The organism is Nonomuraea sp. AD125B (assembly GCF_041402765.1).
In the GTDB taxonomy this organism is placed as follows: Bacteria; Actinomycetota; Actinomycetes; order Streptosporangiales; family Streptosporangiaceae; genus Nonomuraea; species Nonomuraea bangladeshensis.
The window spans coordinates 160,854-183,079 of sequence record NZ_JBGLOU010000001.1 but is presented as its reverse complement, the minus strand read 5'-3'; the positions used below and the strand labels follow the sequence as shown (position 1 = coordinate 183,079).

The following is a 22,226-nucleotide window of genomic DNA, read 5'->3' as shown; positions in this document are numbered from 1 at the left end:
ATGCCTCAGTGGGCGCCTCAGTGGTGGCGGCGGCCGATCACCTTGACGTAGTCGGTGGCCTCCGACGGCTCCAGGTGCCTGGCGCCCTCGAAGACGGCGCGCCAGGTGCCCGACGTACGGGCCGGGACGCGGGTGTGGAAGTAGCCGTCGCGGCCGGTCCTGACCGAGTCGACGTACTCCCACTTGCCGGTGCCGTTCGGGCGGAAGAGGATCACGATCCGCTTCCAGGCCAGCCGGTGCCAGCGCTCCTGCTTCTTGCAGGCGTCGGAGTGGATCACCTGCACGAACCCGCTGATGTAGTCCTCCTCGCACTGCACGGACAGCTTGCCGTCGAGGCGGATCGGCTTGCCGCGCCAGGCGGGCTCGGGGTTGGCGTCGAGCGCCAGGCTCGTGTTGCCGCCGACGAAGTCCGTGTCCGGCTCGTCCGCGAACGCGGGCGTGGCCGCGGTGGCGAGCACCGAGGCGCCCAGGGCGGCGGCCGCCAGACCGGCTGCGATTCGTCGCATCTTCATGATTCCTTCCCCGTCACTTACGCGCCCCAAATAGGGCACGTCAACCATTGACTCGTAAAGGTCAAGGAAAGTTGCGGCAAAGGGTGTCACGATTCGGCTACAAGTCCCTTACCTCATGGTTCGTCGGGATCTGGAGGTGTAAGCGGCGTAGTGAGCGGTTCCGGGGAAGCGGACGCGCCAGTAGCCGTTCGGCCGGCCGTAGATCCTGGTCTCGAAGCCGCCCGCGGCGTCCGTGACGGTCTCGGCGACCTGCTGCCAGTCGGAGTGCCAGTCCTGGCGCCACAGGATCTCCAGGCGCTGCCTGCCGAACGGGCCGTAGTCGGTCAGGCCGCGCGGGTCGACGCGCGTCAGCGAACCGCGTACGCGGACCGCGCCGCCGGCCCCGGCTCCGGCCTTCTCGACGCGGACGGGCGACAGGCGGGTGGCGCGGCGGAAGCGGAAGGTGGCGTACTCGGTCACGGTCCGGTCGTCCTTGCCGTGGGCGGTGGCGGCCACCGTCCAGGTGCCGGTCGGGTAGTAGCGGCTGAGCCTCTTGTCGGGGAGGAAGCGCCAGGTCTCCCAGCCGTCGGTCGAGCGCTGCGCGGCGGGCCTCGGCGCGACGGCGCGGGTGAGCGGGAGCAGGTGCAGGCCTCCTGCCTTGGGGGTCGTGTCGGCGTGCCCGGTCGCGGCCGCCAGGGGGGCCAGAGGGGCCAAGGGGGCCGGGTGCGGCGGCACCGCGGCAGCGGTCGGCTCGGCCTGCGCCAGCGGGATGGCCTGCGCCAGCGGGTCGACCGGCGCCGCCGCATGCGCCGTCCCCGGATGGCCCTGCACCGCCGGACGGGCGGGGGCCACCGGGCCAGCCGGTGCCGGGCCAGCCGGTGCCGCCGGGGCGGCCAGCGCTGCCCGGTCGGTCTGAGCCACCCGGTCCGTCTGTGCCGCCGGGCGGCCTGGGGCCAGAAGGCCCGCCGGTGCCGAGTCAGCCGGTGCCGCCGGGGCGGCCGGCACTGCCCGGTCGGTCTGAGCCGCCCGGTCGGTCTGAGCCGCCCGGTCCGTCTGCGCCGTCCGGTCCCTTCGCGCCGTCCGGTCCCTTCGCGCCGCCCGGCCCGTCTGAGCCGCCGGGGCGTCGAGCTCGGGCAGGTCGTCGGGAGTGCTCAGCCCGGCCAGGTCGTCGGGAGTGTTCGCCCCGGAAGGCCGGGTGGGGTATCCGAGTTCGGGAGACAGCGACGGGGACTGCGCTTCCGCGGGTTCGGCCGGGGGCTCCAGGTCAGGCGATCCGGCCGGCGACTCGGCGGGGGTGGGGGTCTCCGCCGGCTCGTCGGGCAGTGGCTTGGACGCCAGTACCGGGCCGGGCGGAGCGCCCGGCTCGACCTTGACGGTGACGCCGTTCTTGCCCGACGTCCCCTTGGCGATCACGTCGATCACCAGGCGGACGGAGCCGCGCGGCCCGACGACGGGCTCGGCGGGGCGCACGGTGATGGCGCGGATCATGGGCCCCTCCTCCGAGGAGGGCACGGGCGCGGAGACGGGCACCTTGGCGGGCACCCCGGTCGCGGCGGACACGGCGGCGGTGGACGCGGACGCGGGAGCCACGAGCGTCCCCGCCGCGAGCGAGGCGAGTAGCAGTCCTCTGGTCATGATCGAGACGGTAGGAACCGCCCGGTCATGGCCAAACCCTCGACACACGCCTCTGGTGGCAAAGCCCCGGAAAAACGGGATCAGCCGGAGTAGAGACCTTCGATGACGTCGGCGTACTTCGCGTGGATGATCCGCCTCTTGAGCTTGAGGCTCGGGGTGAGCTCCTCGGTCTCGGCGGTCCATTCGGTGCCGAGCAGCGCCCACTTCTTCACCTGCTGCACCCGGGCGAGCCTGGTGTTGGCGGCCTCGACGGCGCTCTCCACCTCCTTCAGCACGTCGGGGTGCGCGGCGAGCTCGGCGAGCGAGCCGTACGTGATGCCGCGCGCCTGCGCCCAGCCGGGCGCCACCTCGGGGTCGATGGTGAGGACGGCGACCGGGTAGGGCCGCAGGTCGCCGTAGGCGAGCGCCTGGCCGATGAGCGGGTGCTGCTTGAGGTGGTTCTCGATCTCGGCCGGGGAGATGTTCTCGCCGCCCGCGGTGATGATGAGCTCCTTCTTGCGGTCCACGACGCGGTAGAAGCCGTCGTCGTCCACGCTGCCGATGTCGCCGGTGTGCAGCCAGCCGTCGGCGTCGATGAGCTCGGCGGTGGCCTCGGGGCGGTTGAGGTAGCCGAGGGTGTTGAGCGGGCTGCGGGTGAGCAGCTCGCCGTCCTCGGCGATGCGCACCTCGACGCCGGGCTCGGCCCTGCCGACGGTGCCGAGGCGATAGCAGGCGGGGCTGTTGCCGGTGAAGGCGCCGGTGGTCTCCGTCATGCCGTACACGTCGATGACCTTGAGCCCGAGGCCGGCGTAGAAGCTCTGCACCTCGGACGGGAGGGGGGCGGCGCCGGTGGCGGTCCACTGGGCGCGGTCGAAGCCGATCATGCCGCGGATGAGCCCGAGCAGGGCGGCGTCGGCCTTGTCGTACGCGGCCTGGATCTCGGGCGTGATCGTGTGGCCGTACTGACCGGCCTCGACGTACGCGCGGCCGGCCGCCATGGCCTCGCGGACCGCGGCCTGCTGCTCCTCGGGCTGGCCGGCGAGCACGGCGAGGAGGCGGGCCATCATCTTCTCCCACACGCGCGGCACCCCGAAGAACATCATCGGCCGGACCTGCCCCAGCGTGGCGCCGAGGTTGGCGAGGTCGGTGCAGAAGTAGACGTGGGACGCCTTCACCAGCGGCAGGTAGAGGCTGAGGATGCGCTCGGCGATGTGGGCGTAGGTGAGGTAGGAGATCTGGGTGCCGAGGGTCGGCAACGCGGTGAGCCGGTCGGTGGCGGCGACCTCGTAGAAGACGTTGGTGTGGGTGAGCGGGACGCCCTTGGGCATCCCGGTGGTGCCGGAGGTGTAGAGGACGGTGACCACGTCGCCGGCGGTGACGGCGCGCAGGCGCTCCTCGACGGCGCCGGGGTCGGCGGCGAGCCGGGCGCGGCCGAGCTCCAGGAAGTCCGTCCAGGCCATGAACCGCTCGTCGCCGGCGGGCGCCCCCTCCAGCATGATGATCTTGCGCAGGCCGCCGAGGCGGTCGAGCACCGGCTGCCAGCGGGCCAGCTCGGCGGGGCCGCCGAGGACGGCGAAGCGGGCGCCGACGTCGCCGGCGACGAACTCGATCTGCTCGGGCGCGAACGTGCTGTAGATCGTGCAGCCCACTCCCCCGGCGTGCACGGCGCCGAGGTCGGCGAGGACGTGCTCGCTGCGGTTGACCATCATGATCGCGACGGACTCGCCGCGCCCGAGGCCCAGGGCGGCGAAGCCGGCCGCGATCTCCAGGACGCGCCGCCTGGCCTCGGCGTAGGTGAGCGTGCGCCAGTCCTCGCCGGAGTCGGGTTCGCCGGGGTCGGAGTAGGCGGGGGCGTCGGGGTGCCGCTCGGCCAGCTCGGCGAGCTGCCCGCAGACGGTACGGCCGGCGATCTGCTGCTCGATCTCGGCCCGGACCTCGAGGACTTCGGCCATGGCGCGCCTCCAGTCAGTATTCACTTGCATGAATGGCTTGCATCGCACCACAGGGGCCGGACAGCGGCAAGACCTTGCCCGGAAAGAGCGGCATCTCTGACGTAGAGTGATGGATCGGATGCGACGCGTCACATGGGGCCGTCACATTGGGCCGTCATAGTGGGGGCAGGGCGATGCGGGGCAGCGGCAGGACGTTCTTCGGCCATCCGTGGGGCCTGGCGACGCTCTTCGGCACCGAGATGTGGGAACGCTTCAGCTGGTACGGCCTGCGCGCGATCCTCTACACCTTCATGGCCGCCTCGCCGGCCCACCAGGGGCTGGGCCTGCCGCCCGCGACGGCGCAGGCGGTCGTCGGCGTCTACGGCGCGCTCATCTACCTGGTGGCGCTGCCGGGCGGCTGGGTGGCCGACCGCATCCTGGGGGCGCGCAGGTCGGTGTTCTGGGGCGGGTTCGTCATCATGCTGGGGCACATCAGCATGGCGATCCCGGTGACGACGCCGTTCTTCGTCTGGCTCGGGCTGCTGCTGATCATCGCCGGCACGGGGCTGCTCAAGCCGAACATCTCGGTCATGGTGGGCCGGCTCTACTCCGAGGACGAGGACGGCCGCCGCGACGCCGGGTTCTCGCTGTTCTACCTCGGCATCAACCTGGGGGCGTTCTTCGCGCCGATCGTGGTCGGCTGGCTGGCCGCCGGCGACCGCTGGCACCTCGGCTTCAGCGCGGCGGCCGTCGGCATGGCGCTCGGCCTGGTCCAGTACGTGTGGGGCAGGCGCGCGCTGCGCGGCGTCGGCGAGCGGCCGGGCCTGCGGCTGACGCCCGCCGAGCGGCGCCGCTTCGGCCGGCTGGCGGGTCTCGGCGCGGCTGTGGTCGTGGCCGCGCTGGCGGCGTGGGCGGCGAGCGGCACGCTCACGATCGACCGGCTGACGATCGCGATCACCGTGGTCATCCTCATCGTGCCGATCGTCTACTTCTCGTACATCATGCTGGGCAGCCACGAGCTGTCCCAGGAGGAGCGGGACCGGATGAAGGCCTACATCTGGCTCTTCGTGGCCGCGGCCATCTTCTGGATGATCTACGACCTGGCGCCGAGCAAGCTGCTGGCCTTCGCCGCCGACCACACCGACCTGACGCTGTTCGGGGTCCACATCCAGCCGGCCACGACGCAGTCGTTCAACCCACTGCTCATCATGATCTTCGTGCCGGTGTTCGCGGCGCTCTGGGTCAGGCTGGGCACGCGGGTGAGCACGCCGCAGAAGTTCGGCTTCGCGCTGGTCATGGTGGGGCTGAGCTTCGTGGTCATGGCGGTGGCGGCGGCGCTGGCCGAGGCCGGGCGGGTGTCGGTGTGGTGGCTGGTGCTGGTGTACGCGATCCAGGTGTTCGGCGAGCTGTCGCTCAGCCCGGTCGGGCTGTCGGTGACGACGAAGCTGGCGCCGGAGGCGTTCAAGGCCCAGATGCTCGGCGTGTGGTTCATCGCGGTGTCGGTGGGCGACGCGGTCGGCGGGCAGACGGGGCGGCTCGGCGCGGTGCTGTCGGAGCCGGCGTACTACCTGGTGCTGGCGGTCATGGCGATCGTGGCGGGGGTGGCGCTGTTCATGTTCACGCGGCGGTTGCGGGTGCTGATGGCCGAGCACTACCACGCGGAGGCCCTTCCCTCCTCGATCCGGTAGAAATCCACCGTGTCAGAAATCCTGGATCTTGTCGGAATTTTCGTCTTTGCCCTGTCCGGCGCGCTGATGGGCGTGCGCAAGAAGCTGGACGGGGTGGGCATGCTGGTGCTGGCCTCGATGACCGCGCTCGGCGGCGGAGTGGTCCGCGACCTCATACTCAACGTGCGGCCGATCGCGTTCCAGAGCCTCGGCTACGTCCTGGTGCCGGTGGCCGCCACGGTGATCGTCTTCTTCTGGCACCCGCACGTGGCCCGGGTGATGCCCGCCATCCTGGTGCTGGACGCGGCCGGGCTCGGGCTGTTCTGCGCGGTCGGCACCGAGAAGGCCCTGGAGTACGGGCTCAACCCGCTGCACGCCGCCCTGCTGGGCGTGGTCACGGCGGTCGGCGGCGGCATGCTGCGGGACGTGCTGGCCGGGGAGATCCCGACGCTGCTCTACGACCGCCAGCTCTACGCCGTGCCGGCGATGCTCGGATCGGGGGTGATGGCGGCGCTGTCGTCGTACGGGCTGCACGGCTGGCCCGCCACCCTCGCCGCGGCGCTGCTGGCCTTCGGGCTGCGCATCACGTCCATGCGGTTCAACTGGCGCTTCCCGATGGCCAAGGGCGTCGCCCAGTGAGCGCGCGGCTCACACCATCGCACTGAGCGAGTCGGGGACGGGGGCGGGGCCGGCGGGGCCGTGCTCGCGGGCGGCGCGCAGGCGGACCACGGCCTCGGTCAGCACCTGGGGCGGCAGGGTGAACGGCAGCCGCAGGTAGCCCTCCAGCGTGCCCTCCAGGCCGAACCAGGGGCCGGGGGCGAGCCGGACGCCGTGCCCGGCGGCGGCCTCGGCGAGCGGGGTCGCGGCGTCGCCGTTCAGCCGGACCCAGAGCGAGCCGCCGCCGCGCGGCACGGTGAACGTCCACCCGGGCAGGTGCTCGCGCAGCCCGTCCACCAGGGCGGCGCGCGAGGCTCGCAGGGCGCGGCGGCGTTCGGCGCGGGTCTCCTCCAGCCGGTCGAACAGCCGCGCGACGGCGAGCTGCTCCAGCACGGGGCCGGCGATGTCGACGACCGCGCGGTGCAGGGCGAGGCGGTGGGCCAGCGCCGCGGTGGCGCGGACCCAGCCGACGCGCAGCCCGCCCCACCACAGCTTGGACGCCGACCCGACGCTGATCACCCGGCTGTCGGTGTCGAAGGCGGCCATCGGCGAGGTGTGCGGCACCTCGTCGACGGCCAGCTCCTGCCAGGTCTCGTCGACGAGCAGCAGCGCGTCGTGGCGCCGGGCCATGGCGGTCACGGCGGCGCGGGTGGCGTCGTCCATGAGCGCGCCGGTCGGGTTCTGGAAGTCGGGCATGAGGTAGGCGAGGCGGGCCCCGGACTGCCGCATCGCGCCCGTGAGCAGGTCGGGCCGCCAGCCCTCGTGGGAGATCCCGACCGGGACGATGCGGGCGCCGCGCTGCCGGGCCGCCTCGATCGCGTGCGGGTAGGTCGGCGACTCCACCAGCACCGCGTCACCCGGCCCGGCGAGCAGGCCGAGCACGAGGTGGAGTGCGTGCTGGGAGCCGGCGGTGACGAGGATCTGCTCGGGGCGGGTGGCCACGCCGCGGGCGGTGTAGCGGGCCGCGATGCGCTCCCGCAGCAGCGGCAGGCCCAGGGGCTCGTAGCCGTTGCCCATGCCGTGACGCGGCAGGTCCTCGACCGCCTCCAGCATCGCCTCGCGCAGCGCCGCAGGCGCGGGCGGGGCGGCGCTGTGGAGCTGGATGAGGCCGTCGCCGCCGGTGCTGAGCCAGGGGTTCTCGGCGGTGGAGGCCGGGTCGGGCAGCGCGGTCCAGCTTCCCGAGCCCTGGCGGCTCTCCAGGTAGCCGCGCTCGCGCAGCAGGTCGTAGGCGGCGGTGACCGTGGTGCGGCTGACCCGCAGCGCCTCGGCGAGGTGGCGTTCGGCGGGCATGCGGACGCGTACCGGGATCTGGCCGTCCATGATGCGGGCGCGCACGCCGTCGGCGAGCGCGCGGTAGTAGGGGCGGGCGCCGGGGTCGACGCCGGCCAGCCGGGCCACCTGGGCCGCCGAGAGATGCCGCATAGGGCCACTTTTCGCGATTGGCCCTGTTTTTGCAAGCCGAAGCCTGCCACTCTGGGGCCATTATGAGCGAGAGCATCACCCTTCCCCTGCCGCGTTCCCTCCCGGCCAGGCTGGCCCAGCTGCACGGCGGCCTCGCCCTGTACGGCGCCGGCATCGCCCTCCAGGTGGAGTCCGGGCTCGGCAACAGCCCGTGGGACGTCTTCCACCAGGGGGTGGCCATGCGCACCGGCGTGTCCATCGGCGCGGTCATCATCGCCGTCGGCGCGCTGGTGATGCTGCTGTGGATCCCGCTGCGCCAGCGTCCCGGATTCGGGACGATCGCGAACGTGGTGTTCCTCGGCCTGTTCGCCGACGCCGCGATCGCGCTGCTGCCGACCCCGCACGCGCTCCCCCTCCAGGCCCTGTACCTGGCCGCAGGCGTCTGCGCGGTCGCCCTCGCCACCGTCCTCTACATCGGCGCCGGCATGGGGCCGGGACCGCGCGACGGCATCATGACCGGGCTGACCCGGCTCGGCCTGTCGGTGCGGCTCGCCCGCTTCCTCATCGAGATCATCGCCCTGGGCGCGGGCTGGCTGCTCGGCGGCACGGCCGGCCTCGGCACCCTCGTGTTCGCGCTGGCCATCGGCCCGCTCACGCAGCTGTTCACCCGCTGGTTCCCGCTCTCTCCGACGCGGGACCACCCGCGCGGCGAGTAGCGTCTTAGCATGCGCCTCGAGGATTACGCCCTGATCGGAGACATGCAGTCGGCCGCGCTCGTGGGCAGGGACGGCTCCATCGACTGGCTGTGCCTGCCCAGGTTCGACTCCCCCGCGTGCTTCGCGTCCCTGCTCGGCAACGAGCGCAACGGGCACTGGTGGCTCGGCCCCACCGGCCGCAAGCACGCCGACCGGCGACGCTACCGCCCGGACACGCTCATCCTGGAGAGCGAGTGGGACACCCCCACGGGCACCGTACGGATCATCGACTTCATGCCGCCCCGTGACCGCAACCCCGACGTGGTACGCATCGTCGAGGGCGTCAGCGGCACCGTGGAGATCTCCACCGTGCTGCGGGTGCGCTTCGACTACGGCCGGATCGTGCCGTGGGTGCGCCGCACGAACGGGCACCTCCAGGCCATCGGCGGGCCCGACTCGGTGTGGCTGCACGCGCCGGTGCCGCTGAAGGGCGGCGACTACGCGCACCGGGCCACGTTCACCGTCAAGGAGGGCGAGCGGCTGCCGTTCGTGTTCACCTGGCACCCCTCGCACGAGGAGATGCCGCCCGCGATCGACTGCGAGGAGCAGCTCGCCGAGACCGAGGCGTACTGGCGGGACTGGATGACGCGGTGCAGCTACCGCGGCCCCTACCGCGAGGCGGTCAACCGCTCGCTCATCACGCTGAAGGCGCTCACGTACGCGCCGACCGGCGGCATCGTCGCCGCCCCCACCACCTCGCTGCCCGAGGACCTCGGCGGCGTGCGCAACTGGGACTACCGCTTCTGCTGGCTGCGCGACGCCACGCTGACCCTCGACGCGCTCATCTCCAACGGCTACCTGGAGGAGGCGGCCGACTGGCGGTCCTGGCTGCTGCGGGCCATCGCAGGCCGGCCCCAGGACCTGCAGATCATGTACGGCGTCGCCGGCGAGCGCCGCCTGCCCGAGCTGCGCCTCGACTGGCTCGACGGCTACGAGGACTCCCGCCCGGTCAGGATCGGCAACGAGGCGGTCCGCCAGCTTCAGCTCGACGTGTACGGCGAGGTGATGAACTGCCTGTTCGTCTCGCGCACCCGCGGCCTGCCCCCCGACGACCGGGCCTGGACGATCCAGCGCCAGCTCCTCGGCTACGTGGAGGAGCACTGGGACGAGCCCGACGAGGGCCTGTGGGAGGTGCGCGGGCCACGCCGGCACTTCGTCCACTCCAAGGTGATGTGCTGGGCGGCGCTCGACCGGGCCGTCAAGTACGTCGAGCGCTTCGGCCGCACCGGCCCCGTCGAGAAGTGGCGCACCCTGCGGGACGTCATCCACAAGGAGATCTGTGAGAAGGGCTACGACTGCGCGCGCAACACCTTCACCCAGTCGTACGGGTCGTCCGAGCTGGACGCGGCGCTGCTGATGATCCCCATGGTGGGCTTCCTGCCCGCCGACGACCCCCGCGTGGTGGGCACGGTCGCCGCCATCGAGAAGGAGCTCATGTCGGACGGCTTCGTCCTGCGCTACCCGATCGCCGAGGACAACGACGTGGACGGCCTGCCCGGCGGCGAGGGCGCCTTCCTCGCGTGCAGCTTCTGGCTGGTCGAGGTGATGGCGATGCAGGGGCGCAAGGAGGAGGCGACGGAGCTGTTCGAGCGGCTGCTGAAGCTGCGCAACGACGTCGGGCTGCTGGCCGAGGAGTACGACCCCCGCTACGGGCGGCTGGTCGGCAACTTCCCGCAGGCCTTCAGCCACGTGCCGCTGGTGCACGCCGCCCGCGCCCTGTCCTCTCTGGACGGCCCGGCGGGGGTCACGACAGGCTGAGCCGCCTACTTCGGGCCGGTGAGGCGGCGCTCGCCCTCGGTCGTGAGGACGAAGACCTGCCAGTTGTAGTAGGCGTAGTAGGCGCGCGGGTCGCGCTTCATCTGGCGGGCGTGCAGGAGGATGGCGTTCACGTACGCCTGGGACGGGTTGTAGGCGTGCAGGGCCCGCCGGTAGTCGCGGGGCGCGCCGCTGGCCTTGAGGTAGTTGGCCGCGCCCATGATCGCGTCGCCGGGGTCCTGGACGTCGCCGCCCATCCCGTACGCCCGCCAGGTCGCCGGCATGAACTGCATCGGGCCCTGCGCGCCCGCGTGGCTGTCGGAGCGGACCCGGCCGAACTTCGTCTCGGCGAGCATCACCGCGGCCAGCACCTCCCACTCCACCCCGAAGCGGCGCTCGCCGCGCTTGAAGTGGGCGAGCAGCTCGGCGGCCGGGCGGGCCGGCTGGACCTTGAACACCGCGGCCGGCTTGATGGGGCGGGCCAGGGCGAGCAGCTCGCGGATGGCGCCGACGTTGTCCCTGGCCTGGGCCGCCAGGGCCGCGGGGAGGCGGGCGAAGGCGCGGTCGGCGAGGGAGCGGTGGCGGGCGGCGTGGCGGTAGAGGCGCTGGTGGTAGAGGGCCAGCAGCTCGACGTCACGCGGCGGGGCGCCCTTGGCGGGCTTCCAGCGGTCGATGGCGGCGTTCAGCGCGGCCGTCGTCTCGCTCAGGGCGGTGGCCAGCTTGGCGGGGGTCATGGGGAGCGGCTCGCCGGGGGCGGGGAGCGCGCGGGCGGCTCCTGCGCCCTCCGTCGGCCGCGTCTCGGCCGGCCCGCCCGACGGCTCCCCGGACCGCGTCCCGGCCGCTGAGGACGTGTCCGCCGGATCGGCCGACGAGGTCGCGCCGCAGCCGCTGAGCCCGGTGACGAGAGCCGTCGCGGCCACCAGCGCGAGGCGGACCGGGCGGCGGCCACGGGCGGGGCCGGCGCCCCTGTCGGCGTGCGGGGCGCTGTTCGGGGGTCGGAGGTCCTTCATGGTGGGCCAACCTACCCGGATCATGCCGCGGCAGCGGCGTGCCGGGCCTCAGTCGGAGGAGGTGGTGGTGGAGTGCCACCGGTCCGACGTGGCGGGCTCGCCCGTGAGGTGCTCGTAGGTGCCGCTGACGTCCAGCAGCCGGTTCAGCGCGGGCGGCCGGTCGTCGAGGTGCAGCCGCGCCCCGGCCGCCGCCGCCCGCCGGTGGACGGTCAGCAGGGCCGACAGGCCGCTGGAGTCGCAGATGCGCAGCTCCCCGCAGTCGAGGTGCACGTCGGTGAGGCTCCCGCCCTCCAACGCGGCGGCGACGGTGGTCAGCAGCTCCTCGGCGGTGGTGTAGTCGAGGTCGCCGCCGACCGCGACGCGCAGCGCCCCCGGGCGGGGCGTGTCCAGGACGAGGGTCAGCGGGAGGGGTGCGAAGGGGGTCATGCGAGCTTTCCGGGGTGTTCGGGGGACGGGGACGCGGCGCGGACGGCCTCCCGCCCGTGCGCGATCACGGCCACGGCCCGAGGGAAGTCCTCCAGCCGCCCGCCGAGCAGGTCGAGCGCGGGTAGCAGCGTACCGGCCGGGACGCCGCGCGCGACCAGCACCCCCGCCGTCCAGCCGAGGAAACGGCCGAACAGCTCGGGGTCGTCCACGTAGAGCGCGGCGGCCAGGAAGTCGACGATGTGCGCGATGTCCTCGGCGGTGTGCCGGCGCTGCTGCGGCGTGTACGCCGCCATCGCGGGGACGCGCTCCTCAAGGCCGCTCATGACGTCCCTGACCAGCCGCCGGGCCGACCGGCTGACCATGGTGTACTCCTGGTCGTCCAGGTGCGGCAGGTCGTCCACGGCCTGGCGGGGCGCGGGCGGGCGGGGCAGCGGGCCCGACGCCAGGCGGTCGGCGGCGGCCCCGCCGTCCGGGGCCCAGGCGTCGGCGCCGAGCAGGCGGGCGTAGCGGCCGTCCGGCCCGAAGGCCGCGCCTCCGGCCATCACGGGGGTGCCGGTCGCCTGGCAGGCGGTGATGGCCGCGTGCGCGGCGGGCAGCCGGACGGGGATGGAGCTGGACAGCGCGACCAGGTCGCAGGCCGTACGGTGCAGGTGGGCGATGAGGTGCGGCGTCGGCACCTGGGCGCCGAGGTAGTCGACCCGCCAGCCGCGCAGCCGCAGCACCTCCGCCAGGATCCTGGCGGGCATGGCGTGCCACTCGCCGTCGATGCAGGCGACCGCGATCCGCCCGGCGGGCGGGCCGGAGGCGGCGGCGCGGGCCACGGGGTGGTGGGCGACGGCGGCCAGCACCCGCTCGTTGACGGCGGTCGCGGCGTGCTCCTGCGCCACGGTGAGCCGGTTGGCCTCCCATTCGCTGCCGACCCGGCCCTGTACGGGCGCGACGACCTCCAGCAGCAGGGTCTCCAACGGGATGCCGGAGTCGAGCGCGGCGAGCGCGGCGTCGGCGGCGGCGTACTCGTCGCCCTCGACGGCGGCGTTCCAGAGTTTCTCCCGCCAGGCCGGCAGCCCGTAGGCGAGCTCGTCTGTGTGCGTCATGCGGTGAACCTTCCCCGGCCGTTGCCTCCCACCGCGCTGAGATGCGCGCCGCGCGGCGCCGTGATGGCGATGACGGCCATGTCGTCGTGATCGCCACCTCTTACCCACTGGGAGGCCAGCATCTCCACCCGTTCGGCGATCGCCTCGGGCGGCATGCCGCCGCACTGCCGCAGCTCCTCCTTCAGCCGCTCGTCGCCGAACATCTCGTCGCCCAGCGGGCCGCCCATGGCCTCGCTGATGCCGTCGGTGTAGAACAGGCACGTCTCGCCGGGTTCGAGCAGCACGGTGTCGGTGACGCTGGTGACGCGCTCCAGCATGCCGATGAGGGTGCCTCTGGTGCGGGCCTCCTCGACGCGGCCGTCGGCGCGCACGATGAGCGGCGGCGCGTGCCCGGCGCTGGTGAGGCGCAGCCGTACGCGGTTGCCGACCCGCAGCAGCGAGGCCAGGACGAGCGTGACGAAGCGGGTGCGGTCGCCGCCGGTCAGCAGCACGCCGTTGAGCGATTCGAGCACCCGCTGGTGGTCGCCGGCCTGCGGCAGCAGCGCGTGCAGCGTGTGCCGGATCTTGCCGGTGAGCACGGCGGCCTCCAGGCCCTTGCCGGCCACGTCGCCGAGCACCACCAGCGACTCCCCGTCGGGCTCGGCGGGGGCGTGCAGGTCGTAGAAGTCGCCGCCGACGCGGGCGGCCTGCTCGGAGGGACGGTAGCGGGCGGCCACCTCGACCCCGTGCAGGCTGCGGACGCGGGGCGGCAGGAGCTCGCGCATGAGGGTCTCGGTGATGGCGGCCTGCTCGGCGTACAGCCGGGCGGCGGACATGGCGGCCCCCGCGCGGGCCGCGAACAGCCGGGCGAACACCTCCTCGCCCTCCGAGAAGCCGGCCTGGCCGCCGCGGCGCAACAGGACGAGCGCGCCCGCGGGGACGCCGTGCCCGGGGAGCGCGCTCACCACCATCGAGCCGACCTCGCCGATCCCGTCGCGGGCCAGCCAGCCGGGCGCGGCGGCGGGATCGATCCAGCGGGAGGGCAGGGGCGGGTAGCCCTGCAGCGCCTCGGCGAGGCCCGGCACGGCCTCGGGATCGACGGCCAGCTCCTCTCGGACGACGGTGCCGTCAGGGCCGCAGTAGGCGATCGGGTGCCGGCGACGGTAAGGGGGCAGGATGACCATCGCGGCGTCGGCCAGGTGGCGGGCGGCCAGGCGGGCGGTCACCTCCATGCAGCGGTCGAGGTTGAGCGAGGACAGCAGCTCGCCGGAGGCGGTGTCGAGGAAGGCGGTCCGCTCGCGTTCGAGGCGCAGGGCACGGGTGGCGCGTTCGAGGTCGGTGACGTCGGCGAGCCACCAGGCGACGGCGCCGCCCTCGCGCACCGGTTGCGCCTCGAACGTGGCCGGCCCGATGGGGCCGCGCTCCCGCAGGTCGTCGATGCGGGGGCCGAGATGGGCGTGTGCGTGGGACAGCCAGGCGGGCGCGGCGTCCTCCAGGGGCGCGCCGGGCACCGCCGCGGGCAGCAGCCGCAGGGCGGCGTCGTTGACCCGGGTGATCAGGCCCGCGGCGTCGACCACCAGAACCGGGTGCGGGGAGCCACGCCACAGGGCGTCGGCTCCGTCCTGCCCAAGGCCGCTCATGAGACCTGTCACAACAGCGAGCCCGCAGGGACGGGCTCTGCCTCCCTATGCCATAGATGCCTTTTGACCGATTTCATCCACTGTAGCCGAGCCTCGCCGTTGCGACAGTCGTCCGCGGGGCGCACGGTCAGTACGGCAGGGACGGGCGCTCCACGACGGCGGCCAGGCGTTTGGCGAGTACGGCCAGGTCGGCGGCGGTGAAGCGGGCCAGGCGGCCGGTCAGCGCCAGCTCGTGCGTCCCGCCGCGCGGCGTCGCCGTGAGCGCGAGGTCGAAGCCGCCGTCGTCCACCTCGTGCTCCCACACGCGTACGTCGAGACCGGCCCAGCCGGCCGGCGGCGCGGGATCGCCCCGGTGCACGAAGGCCGCCTGGAAGGAGGGGTGCACGCCGGGCAGCCGGTGCGCCCCGAGCCCGGCGACGAGCGCGTCGAACGGGATCTCGTTGGCGAGCGCCCCCGCCACGCTCTCGCGGACGCGGGCGAGCAGGGCGGGGAAGCCGGTCAGGCCGTCCAGCCCGACGCGCAGCGGCACCAGGTTGACGAACGAGCCGACGACCGGCTCCAGCTCGCGGCGGCCACGGCCGGAGGTGACGGCGCCTGTCACGAGGTCGCGCCGGCCGCTGATCTCGTGCAGCAGCACCAGGTACGCGGCCAGCAGCGCGGCGAAGGTCGTGACGGGCCCGCCCCCCGCCGGGCCGTCGCCCCCTCCGCCGCGCAGCCGCTCCACGACGCCCCGCCCGACCCGCACCCGCGCCGTGGCCGACATCGGGCCGGCGGTGGGCGGGAGCGCGGGCAGGCGCGGGAACAGGGGCTCGATGCCGGCCAGGCGTTCCCTCCAGTACGGCAGCCGCTTCGGCGTCCGCTCGGCCGCCCGGCGCACGGACCAGGCGGCGTAGTCGGCGTACTGGGGGGCGGGCGGCGGCGGCAGCTCCTCGCCCGCGTACGCGGCGGCGAGGTCGGCCGCGACCAGCGCCACGCCGGCCCCGTCGCAGGCGATGTGCTGGCAGACCAGGAGGAGGCGGTGTTCGAGCGGCCCGACGCGGTACACGGTGAGCCGCAGCAGCGGCCCGCGCTCCAGGTCGAACCGCTCCCCCGCCGCCGCCAGGGCGAGGGCCAGCGCCTCGGGCTCGCGTTCGGGCTCCGGCAGGCAGGTGAGGTCCACGAGCTCCAGCGGCACCGGCTGGGCCGGGCGGATCACCTGGCGCGGGAGGCCGTCGGCGGCGACGTACCGGGTGCGCAGCGCCTCGTGCCTTGCCACCAGCGCGGCGAGCGCGGCGGCGAGGCGTGGCAGGTCCAGCTCGCCGGTCAGGGCGAGGCCCAGGGTGACGTTCGGCGGCGCGGTCTCCGGGGCGGCGCGGGCGGCCAGCCAGCCGCGGCGCTGCTCGTGCGAGCACTCCATCGGCTCGCCGGTGCGCGGCAGGACGGGGACGGCCGCGGCGGCGGCCTTGCGGGCGAGCAGCCGGGCCATCAGCTCCCGCCGGTCGGCGGGCACCTCGCTCGGGCCCGTCACGTGGGGTCCGCGGCCAGGCCGGCCGGCGCTTCGAGCGCGGCGCGGAGCGCGTCGAGGAAGACGATCGCGTCGTGGCCGTTGACGTAGCGGTGGTCGTAGGCGAGGCCGAGGTGCACGGTGTGCCGCACGGCGAACCCGGCCGGTCCCTCCGCGGGGACGAGCTCCTGCTGCGGGGCGGCGAGGGACAGGGCGCAGAGCTGGCCGGGGAAGACGATGGGGACGGCCAGCGTGACCGTGCTCTCGTTGTGCAGGGTGAGCGTGATGTTGCCGCCGGACAGGTCCTCCTCGCGCAGGCCGCCGCGCAGCGCCGCCATCCGGTACGCCATCAGCGTCTTCGAGATCTCGCGCAGCGTGCGGCCGGAGGCGTCGTGGACGACGGGCACGGACAGGCCCTTGCCGACGTCCATGGTCACGCCGACGTGCGCGGTGGCGGCGCGGCGGACCCGGCCGGGGCCGACCGGCGTGGCGAACAGCAGCTCGAACCGGCCCGCCAGGCCCGCCACGGCCTTGACCAGCAGCTCCGGCAGGCCGATCAGGGTGCGCAGGGCGGGGGTGAGCTCGCGGGCGAGCCGCAGGGCGTCCTCCACGTCGACCTTGACGACGGTGTAGGCGGCCGGGACCTCCCGGTGGGCGCGGGCCACCACGTCGGCGACCCGGCGCTGCGACACAGGCAAGATGATCTCCTCGGCATCGGGGTCGGAGGGGGCGGATTCGACGGGGGCGGGCTGGGCGAGGGTGGTCACGTCGTCACGACGGATGATCTTCCTGCCGAGGGCGCGTACGGCGTCCTCGCCGATCCCGAGCTCGGCCATGAGCCGGCGGGCCGGCGCGGTGATCACCACCCCGTCCTCCGGCGGGTCCTCGCCCGCCGGCGCGCCCCCGGAGGCGGACACGGCCGGGTCGGCCGGGTCGGCGGGGTCCGCGAGGTCGGCGATGGTCTGGCCGGGCAGGCATTCGGCGCCCGCCGCCACCCGGTGCCGCAGCACGCCCCCGCGCTCGGCGGCCAGCTCCTCCACGGTCTTGGAGGTCTCGATGAGGGCCAGGACGTCGCCGGGCCGCACCGTGGCCCCGTCGCCGGCCACCCACTCCACCAGCAGGTAGCGGGCGTCATTGCTGTTGATCTTGGGGACGACGACCGCGTTCATGCCAGCACCTCCAGGACGGCCAGGCGGATGGTGTCGGCGTGCACGAGCACCTCGTGCTCCAGATGGGGCGCCGCGGGGATGACACTGTCGGCCGCGCTGACGAGCGTGATCGGCCGCTCCAGCCGCTCCCAGAGGACGGGGTACAGCCGGGTCGCCACCTCCGCGCCCCACGTGGCCCCGGCCGCGCCGTCCTCGGCGACGCACACGTGCCGGCCGCGCGGCAGCACGCCCCCGAGGTCGAACGGGTAGAGCCGGGCGGGCACCAGCAGCTCGCACAGCACGTCGTGCTCCAGCAGCAGCTCCCGCATCGCCTCCAGCGCCCGGTGCGCCATGCCGCCGGGGGCGATGATCGTGCAGTCGTGGCCGTCCACGCCCTCGACGGCCACGCGGGCGAGGCCGTCCACGAGCTCGTAGCGGAACAGCTCGTCCACGACGCCGTCGCGGAACATGCGCCGCGTGTAGAGCACCTTGTCCTCGAACAGCAGGGCGGGCCGGCCGGCGGCGAAGGCGTCCTCCAGCAGGGCGCGGGCGTCGTGGAACGGGGTCAGCTCCAGCACCGACAGCCCGGGGACGCCGAGGAAGTGCTTCTGCGGGCTCTGGCTGTGCGTCGGCCCGTAGCCGCGCCGGCCGCCCGACGGGCAGCGGACGACCAGCGGCATCGGGACCGGGCGGCCGTACATGGCGGTCGACTTGCTGGCGAAGTTCACGAGCTGGTCGAAGGCGAGCCCGGCGAAGTCGGCGAACATGATCTCGACGATGGCCTTGTCGCCGCCCAGCGCCAGCCCGGCGCCCGCGCCGACGATGGCGGCCTCGCTGATCGGGGTGGAGCGCACCCGCTCGCCGAACCGCGACGACAGCCCCTTCGTGATCTTGAACGCGCCCCCGTACGGGTCGGCGATGTCCTCGCCCAGCACGTGGACGGCGGGGTCGGCGGCCAGGACGTCGTGCAGCGCGCGGTTCAGGTGCTCCGACACCCGCTCCGCGCGGACGGGCTCCCTCATCGCACCGTCCACTGCGCCGGGGGCCGCGCCGACACCTCGGCGACCAGGTCGTCCACGTGCCGCCGCCAGGTCGCGTCGGCCTCGGCGAAACGGCGCGGGAAGGCGGCGGCGTAGCGTTCGTACCAGTCGCCGGCCCTGGCCCGCCGCAGCTCGTCGGCGGTGCGCGTGTCGTCGCCCTTGCTGTGCGGCCCGAGCCGCCGCGTCACGAACTCGACCACCAGCGGGAACGCGTCCTTCCTGACGGCGGCGACCGGCCCGGCCAGCGCGGCCCGCACGGCGGCCAGGTCGATCGAGTCGATCCGCAGGTACGGGATGCCGAACCCGGCCACCCGGCCCTCGATCGTGCCGGCCATGCCGCGCTCGGTGGGCGTGGACTGGGCGATGCCGTTGTTCTCCACGACGACCAGCAGCGGCGCGCCCCACAGCGCGGCCAGGTTGAGCGCCTCGTAGACCGAGCCCTCGCCCCACGTGCCGTCGCCGAGGTAAGCGCAGGCCAGCGCGCCGTGCCCGGCCCTGCGCAGCCGCAGCGCCATGCCGACCGCGACCGGCAGGCTCTCGCCCTGCACCCCGGTGGACATGAACGTGCGGTGGTAGATGTGCTGGCTGCCGCCCACCCCGTCGCACAGCGCGCCCCTGCGGCCCATGATCTCGGCGAGCAGCGCGCCGGCCTCCTCGCCGTAGCGGGCCAGGAAGTGGCCGTGGCCGCGGTGATGGCTGAAGGTGAAGTCGTCCTCGCGCAGGAGGGGGTTGAGCGCGACCGGGACGTGCTCCTGGCCGAGGCAGGTGTGCGTGGTGCCGCTGAGCAGGCCCTCGCCGAACAGCCGGAGCAGGGCGTTCTCGAAGTGCCTGATGAGCAGCAGGCGGTCGAGGTCGCCGGGGGCGGGCGGGCTCGGGCGGCCGTGCTCGACGCCTTCGACGATCGTGCCGGTCATCGGGCTGCTCCCTTCGCGGCGGCGCGGGCGGCGGCGAGCCTCGCCAGCGCGGCCCGCCGGTGCGGGTCCTGCCGCTCTTTCCCGGTCGCCGGGCTCAGCGCGGTCAGGTACGTCTCCAGCGCGTCCGGGTCCAGGCCGCGGACGAACGCGCGGGCGGCGTCCGCGGAGCGTCCGGCCAGCGTGGCGTGGTGGGCGGGGTCGTCCATGAGCCGGCGCAGGGCGGCCAGCCACGGGGTCAGGTCCTGGGCGGGCACGACGGGGACGGGGCGGGCGTGGCCGGGAGCGGCCTCGTACCGCTCGATGGGGGCGACCGGCAGCAGGTACGGCACGCCGCGCTTGGCCTCCGCCAGGCCGCCCACGTCGGCGGCGAGGACGGGGACGCCGCGCAGCATGGCCTCGACGCAGGTGTAGCCGAAGGTCTCGTCCCAGAGGGAGGGCATGAGCAGGGCGCGGGCGTCGTCCAGGATCGGGCCGAGGTCGTCGGCGGGCGGGGTGAGGCGGATGTTGGGGCGGCGGGCCAGGGCCGCTCGCTCGTCGGCGGTGGCGCCCCAGGTGGGGACGGCCTGGAAGGTGACGGCGGGGCAGGCGTCGGCGAGGCCGAGGAGGATCGGCAGGCCCTTGTAGGCGCAGGGGTTGATCATGGTGACGTACGGGGCGGTGGGGGCCGCCGCTGGTGGGGCGGTGTCACCGTATATATGCGGATAAATCACGGTGGAGTGCAGGCCGGCGTGCCGCAGGCAGTAGTCCCGCGCCGCGCGGCTGACCGCCACGACCCCGGCGGCGCGGCGGACCATCCGGGTGCCGGCCGCGCTCGGGTAGAACGCGCCGGGGCCGAAAGGGAGCTGCTGGAGGGTGTGGACCAGGTAGACGACCCGGCCGGGGGTGGCCCGCAGCGCCGCGCCCAGGACCACCAGGCCGGGGTCGTCGGACGGGACCAGCGTCCAGTCGGGCACGAGGCGCGCCGCCACCTCCGCGATCCGCCGGGGCAGCGCGGCCGGATCGGTCACGGCGTGGACGACGACCCCGCGGTGCAGGTAGGTGACCTCGTCAGGGTCGTCGGACGTGACCAGCGTGGCACCCCGGCGGGTCAGCTCGTCAAGGGCGGACGAAGCACCGGCACCGGACGACGCGCCGATGCCGGACGACGCGCCGGTGCCGGACGACGCGCCGGTGCCGGACGACGGGCCAGTGCCGGACGACGGGCCAGTGCCGGACGACGCGCCGGCCCCGGAGACCGGCGACGGGCCGCTGGCGGTAACCGGCGACGGGCCGCTGGCGGTAACCGGCGTCGGGCCGGTGCCGGGAACCGGCGACGGGCCGGTGGCGAGGGCGCCGGAGAGCGGGGACACCACGTGCACCTCGTGGCCGCGGGCGGCGAGGCGCTCCATGAGGAGGCGGTTCGACTTGTTGGCCCCGCCGTGGGACGGCAGGTGGATCAGGTTCTGCGCCAGCAGGATCCTCACGACGCCTCCTGCTCGGCCGCCCGCCGCCGCAGGCGCGCGGCCACCAGCCTGCGCCGCTCAGCGGGCAGCGCGGCCAGCCGCCTCGCCGCGTCCCCGCGCCCGGCCTCACCCCGCGGCTCCTGATCGGGAAGGGGGTCGCCGAGACGGGCCGGGGCGTGGAGGAGACGTTCGAGGTGGGCGGCGGCCAGGGCGAGGCCGTCGGCGGCGTCGCGGGGCCCCGTTCTGGGCGGGTGGCGGCCGTCGCGGAGGGCCGCGTTGAGCGCCCCGGCCACCTCGCCGGCGTCCCAGCGTTCCTCGGGCAGCCACCGGGCGAGGCCCTGCTGCTCCAGCCGGGCCGCGTTGTCGGGCCGGTCGGCCCCGTGGGCGAGGATCACCTGCGGGGTCCCGGCCGCGAGCGCCCGGGTCAGCGTGCCGATCCCGCCGTGGTGGAGCACCGCCGCGACCTGGGGGACGACCTCGCGGAACGGCAGCCGCGCGAAGCGCCGCGCGTGGGGCGGCAGCGGCCGAGGGACCGTCTCGTCGTGCGGGGCGACGAGCAGCGCGGGCAGCCCGGCCCGCCGGCAGCCGGCCAGCGCGGCGTCGTGGAACCCGGGCCGCAGCATGCGCCCGGTGCCCCCGGTGATCAACACGGGCCGTACCGTCCCGCTCAGCAGCGCGGCCGCCTCGGCGGGCACGGGGTCCGCCGCGCCGTCGTCGGGCAGCGGGAAGCCGGTCAGCCGGGTCGCGGGACCGGTGGCCGGGCCGGCCTCGTCGAACCAGCGCGGCCAGAGCCCGAGCCGCAGGTCGGCGGAGGAGAACCAGGCCCGCCAGTCGCGAACGCGGGGCAGCCCGAGGTCGCCGCGCACCGCGTCGATGCCGGGCGCGAGTACGTGCTGGTGCAGGTGGCGGGCGACCTCGGCGGCCAGCGGCTGGATCGGCGCGACGGCGATCCACGCCGCCGGCGCGCCGGTCAGCTCGCGTACGGCGAGGACCGACAGCGCGGAGGTGTGCCGCCCGGCGAGGACGGTCCGCCCCGGGACCACCCGGGCCGCGAGCGCCCGGCATTCGGCCGCGAACTGCTCGAACAGCCGGTTGCGCCGGTAGAACGACAGCCAGTCGAGGGTGCCGAGGCCGTCGGGGAGGAGGGCGGTGTCGGCGGCGTAGCGGGCGTAGGCGTCGTGGGTGTCGACGGGGACGAAGTCGAGGCCCGCCGCCTCCACCCGGCTCCGGTAGGGGGCGTGGGTCAGCAGGGTCACGTCGTGCCCGCGCTCGCGCAGCACGCCGCCCAGCCGGACGAACGGCAGCACGTCGCCGTCGCTGCCGTGCGCCACCAGCAGGACGCGGGTGAGCGGGCCGCCGGGCGTCACGGCGAGGACTCGCCGAGCGGGGTGCCCTCGTCCAGCAGGGCCCGCACCTCGTCCTCGGACATGCCTTCCAGCTCGTCGAGCAGTTCGGCGAGCTGGTCCTCGGAGATCTCGCCGAGCAGCGTCTCGTCGATGAGCCGGGCGGCCGCCGCGACGGTGAAGTCACCGGCGAACAGCTCGTCCACGGGCAGTTCCACGCCGTACCTGTCCTGCACTTCCGCGAGGAAGCGCACGACCGTGAGCGACTGCGCGCCGAGCGCGAAGAAGTCGTCGGCGAGGGAGCGCGGAGGAGTGCTCAGGAGACCGGTCCAGATCCCCATGACGGCTTCCTCGGTCGGTGTCATTGCCGTACTCCGGAGGTTCAGAGGGCAGGGCTGTCCTGTTGGGAGCGCTCCCAATCCAGACCCCGGGAACG

The 22,226-nt window shown here is 74.5% G+C and carries 19 protein-coding genes; 4 read left to right on the top strand and 15 right to left on the bottom strand.

The window, feature by feature from the left end; genetic code table 11:
• Positions 1-17: 17 nt before the first annotated feature.
• The 3 genes from ACBR40_RS00770 to ACBR40_RS00760 form a co-directional block, all read right to left on the bottom strand.
• Positions 18-506: a hypothetical protein gene (locus ACBR40_RS00770; RefSeq protein ID WP_344215595.1), complete on the bottom strand. Its 489-nt coding sequence runs from the start codon at positions 504-506 to the stop codon at positions 18-20.
• Positions 507-620: 114 nt separating this feature from the next.
• Positions 621-2,126: a hypothetical protein gene (locus tag ACBR40_RS00765; protein WP_371247003.1), complete on the bottom strand. Its 1,506-nt coding sequence runs from the start codon at positions 2,124-2,126 to the stop codon at positions 621-623.
• A gap of 80 nt (positions 2,127-2,206) precedes the next feature.
• Positions 2,207-4,057, bottom strand: a complete 1,851-nt coding sequence (locus tag ACBR40_RS00760) for a long-chain fatty acid--CoA ligase (RefSeq protein ID WP_371247002.1) — start codon at positions 4,055-4,057, stop codon at positions 2,207-2,209.
• 173 nt (positions 4,058-4,230) lie between these two features.
• Here ACBR40_RS00760 and ACBR40_RS00755 point away from each other — a divergent pair, with 173 nt between their 5' ends.
• The gene (locus tag ACBR40_RS00755; RefSeq protein ID WP_344215601.1) at positions 4,231-5,724 is read left to right on the top strand and encodes an oligopeptide:H+ symporter; all 1,494 of its coding nucleotides are present in this window, start codon (positions 4,231-4,233) and stop codon (positions 5,722-5,724) included.
• Between the two features lie 9 nt (positions 5,725-5,733).
• Positions 5,734-6,342 carry a trimeric intracellular cation channel family protein gene (locus ACBR40_RS00750; protein WP_344215603.1) on the top strand — a complete coding sequence of 203 codons (609 nt, stop codon included), beginning with the start codon at positions 5,734-5,736 and terminating at the stop codon, positions 6,340-6,342.
• A gap of 9 nt (positions 6,343-6,351) precedes the next feature.
• On the opposite strand, the gene ACBR40_RS00745 is transcribed toward ACBR40_RS00750, so the two are convergent.
• Positions 6,352-7,782, bottom strand: coding sequence for a PLP-dependent aminotransferase family protein (locus ACBR40_RS00745; protein WP_371247001.1), 1,431 nt, complete (start codon positions 7,780-7,782; stop codon positions 6,352-6,354).
• A 62-nt stretch (positions 7,783-7,844) separates the two neighbouring features.
• Between ACBR40_RS00745 and ACBR40_RS00740 the strand changes: the two genes are divergently transcribed.
• Both ACBR40_RS00740 and ACBR40_RS00735 read left to right on the top strand, forming a co-directional pair.
• The gene (locus ACBR40_RS00740) at positions 7,845-8,477 is read left to right on the top strand and encodes a YitT family protein (protein WP_371247000.1); all 633 of its coding nucleotides are present in this window, start codon (positions 7,845-7,847) and stop codon (positions 8,475-8,477) included.
• A gap of 9 nt (positions 8,478-8,486) precedes the next feature.
• Entirely contained in the window at positions 8,487-10,274 is a 1,788-nt protein-coding gene (locus tag ACBR40_RS00735) for a glycoside hydrolase family 15 protein (protein WP_344215609.1), read from the top strand.
• A gap of 5 nt (positions 10,275-10,279) precedes the next feature.
• Here ACBR40_RS00735 and ACBR40_RS00730 read toward each other — a convergent pair whose 3' ends face one another.
• The 11 genes from ACBR40_RS00730 to ACBR40_RS00680 form a co-directional block, all read right to left on the bottom strand.
• Positions 10,280-11,281 carry a lytic murein transglycosylase gene (locus ACBR40_RS00730; protein WP_344215611.1) on the bottom strand — a complete coding sequence of 334 codons (1,002 nt, stop codon included), beginning with the start codon at positions 11,279-11,281 and terminating at the stop codon, positions 10,280-10,282.
• A 48-nt stretch (positions 11,282-11,329) separates the two neighbouring features.
• Positions 11,330-11,707 carry an STAS domain-containing protein gene (locus ACBR40_RS00725; RefSeq protein ID WP_344215613.1) on the bottom strand — a complete coding sequence of 126 codons (378 nt, stop codon included), beginning with the start codon at positions 11,705-11,707 and terminating at the stop codon, positions 11,330-11,332.
• A complete protein-coding gene (locus tag ACBR40_RS00720; RefSeq protein WP_371246999.1) occupies positions 11,704-12,801 on the bottom strand; it encodes a B12-binding domain-containing protein in 1,098 nt (365 codons plus the stop codon). The genes ACBR40_RS00725 and ACBR40_RS00720 overlap by 4 nt, the downstream gene beginning before the upstream one ends.
• Positions 12,798-14,420, bottom strand: a complete 1,623-nt coding sequence (locus ACBR40_RS00715) for a SpoIIE family protein phosphatase (protein ID WP_371246997.1) — start codon at positions 14,418-14,420, stop codon at positions 12,798-12,800. Before ACBR40_RS00715 ends, ACBR40_RS00720 begins: the two co-directional genes overlap by 4 nt.
• Before the next feature lie 127 nt (positions 14,421-14,547).
• The gene (locus tag ACBR40_RS00710; protein WP_371246996.1) at positions 14,548-15,927 is read right to left on the bottom strand and encodes a condensation domain-containing protein; all 1,380 of its coding nucleotides are present in this window, start codon (positions 15,925-15,927) and stop codon (positions 14,548-14,550) included.
• Complete coding sequence (locus tag ACBR40_RS00705; RefSeq protein WP_371246995.1) at positions 15,924-17,072, bottom strand: 2-oxo acid dehydrogenase subunit E2; 1,149 nt, start codon at positions 17,070-17,072, stop codon at positions 15,924-15,926. Before ACBR40_RS00705 ends, ACBR40_RS00710 begins: the two co-directional genes overlap by 4 nt.
• A complete protein-coding gene (locus ACBR40_RS00700) occupies positions 17,069-18,073 on the bottom strand; it encodes an alpha-ketoacid dehydrogenase subunit beta (protein WP_371246994.1) in 1,005 nt (334 codons plus the stop codon). Before ACBR40_RS00700 ends, ACBR40_RS00705 begins: the two co-directional genes overlap by 4 nt.
• Positions 18,070-19,005 (bottom strand): thiamine pyrophosphate-dependent dehydrogenase E1 component subunit alpha, encoded by a 936-nt coding sequence (locus ACBR40_RS00695; protein WP_344215625.1) that lies wholly within the window; start codon positions 19,003-19,005, stop codon positions 18,070-18,072. The genes ACBR40_RS00700 and ACBR40_RS00695 overlap by 4 nt, the downstream gene beginning before the upstream one ends.
• The gene (locus ACBR40_RS00690; RefSeq protein WP_371246993.1) at positions 19,002-20,468 is read right to left on the bottom strand and encodes a glycosyltransferase; all 1,467 of its coding nucleotides are present in this window, start codon (positions 20,466-20,468) and stop codon (positions 19,002-19,004) included. The genes ACBR40_RS00695 and ACBR40_RS00690 overlap by 4 nt, the downstream gene beginning before the upstream one ends.
• Complete coding sequence (locus ACBR40_RS00685; protein WP_371246992.1) at positions 20,465-21,814, bottom strand: glycosyltransferase; 1,350 nt, start codon at positions 21,812-21,814, stop codon at positions 20,465-20,467. The genes ACBR40_RS00690 and ACBR40_RS00685 overlap by 4 nt, the downstream gene beginning before the upstream one ends.
• A complete protein-coding gene (locus tag ACBR40_RS00680) occupies positions 21,811-22,131 on the bottom strand; it encodes a phosphopantetheine-binding protein (RefSeq protein WP_177240931.1) in 321 nt (106 codons plus the stop codon). Before ACBR40_RS00680 ends, ACBR40_RS00685 begins: the two co-directional genes overlap by 4 nt.
• Positions 22,132-22,226: the final 95 nt, after the last annotated feature.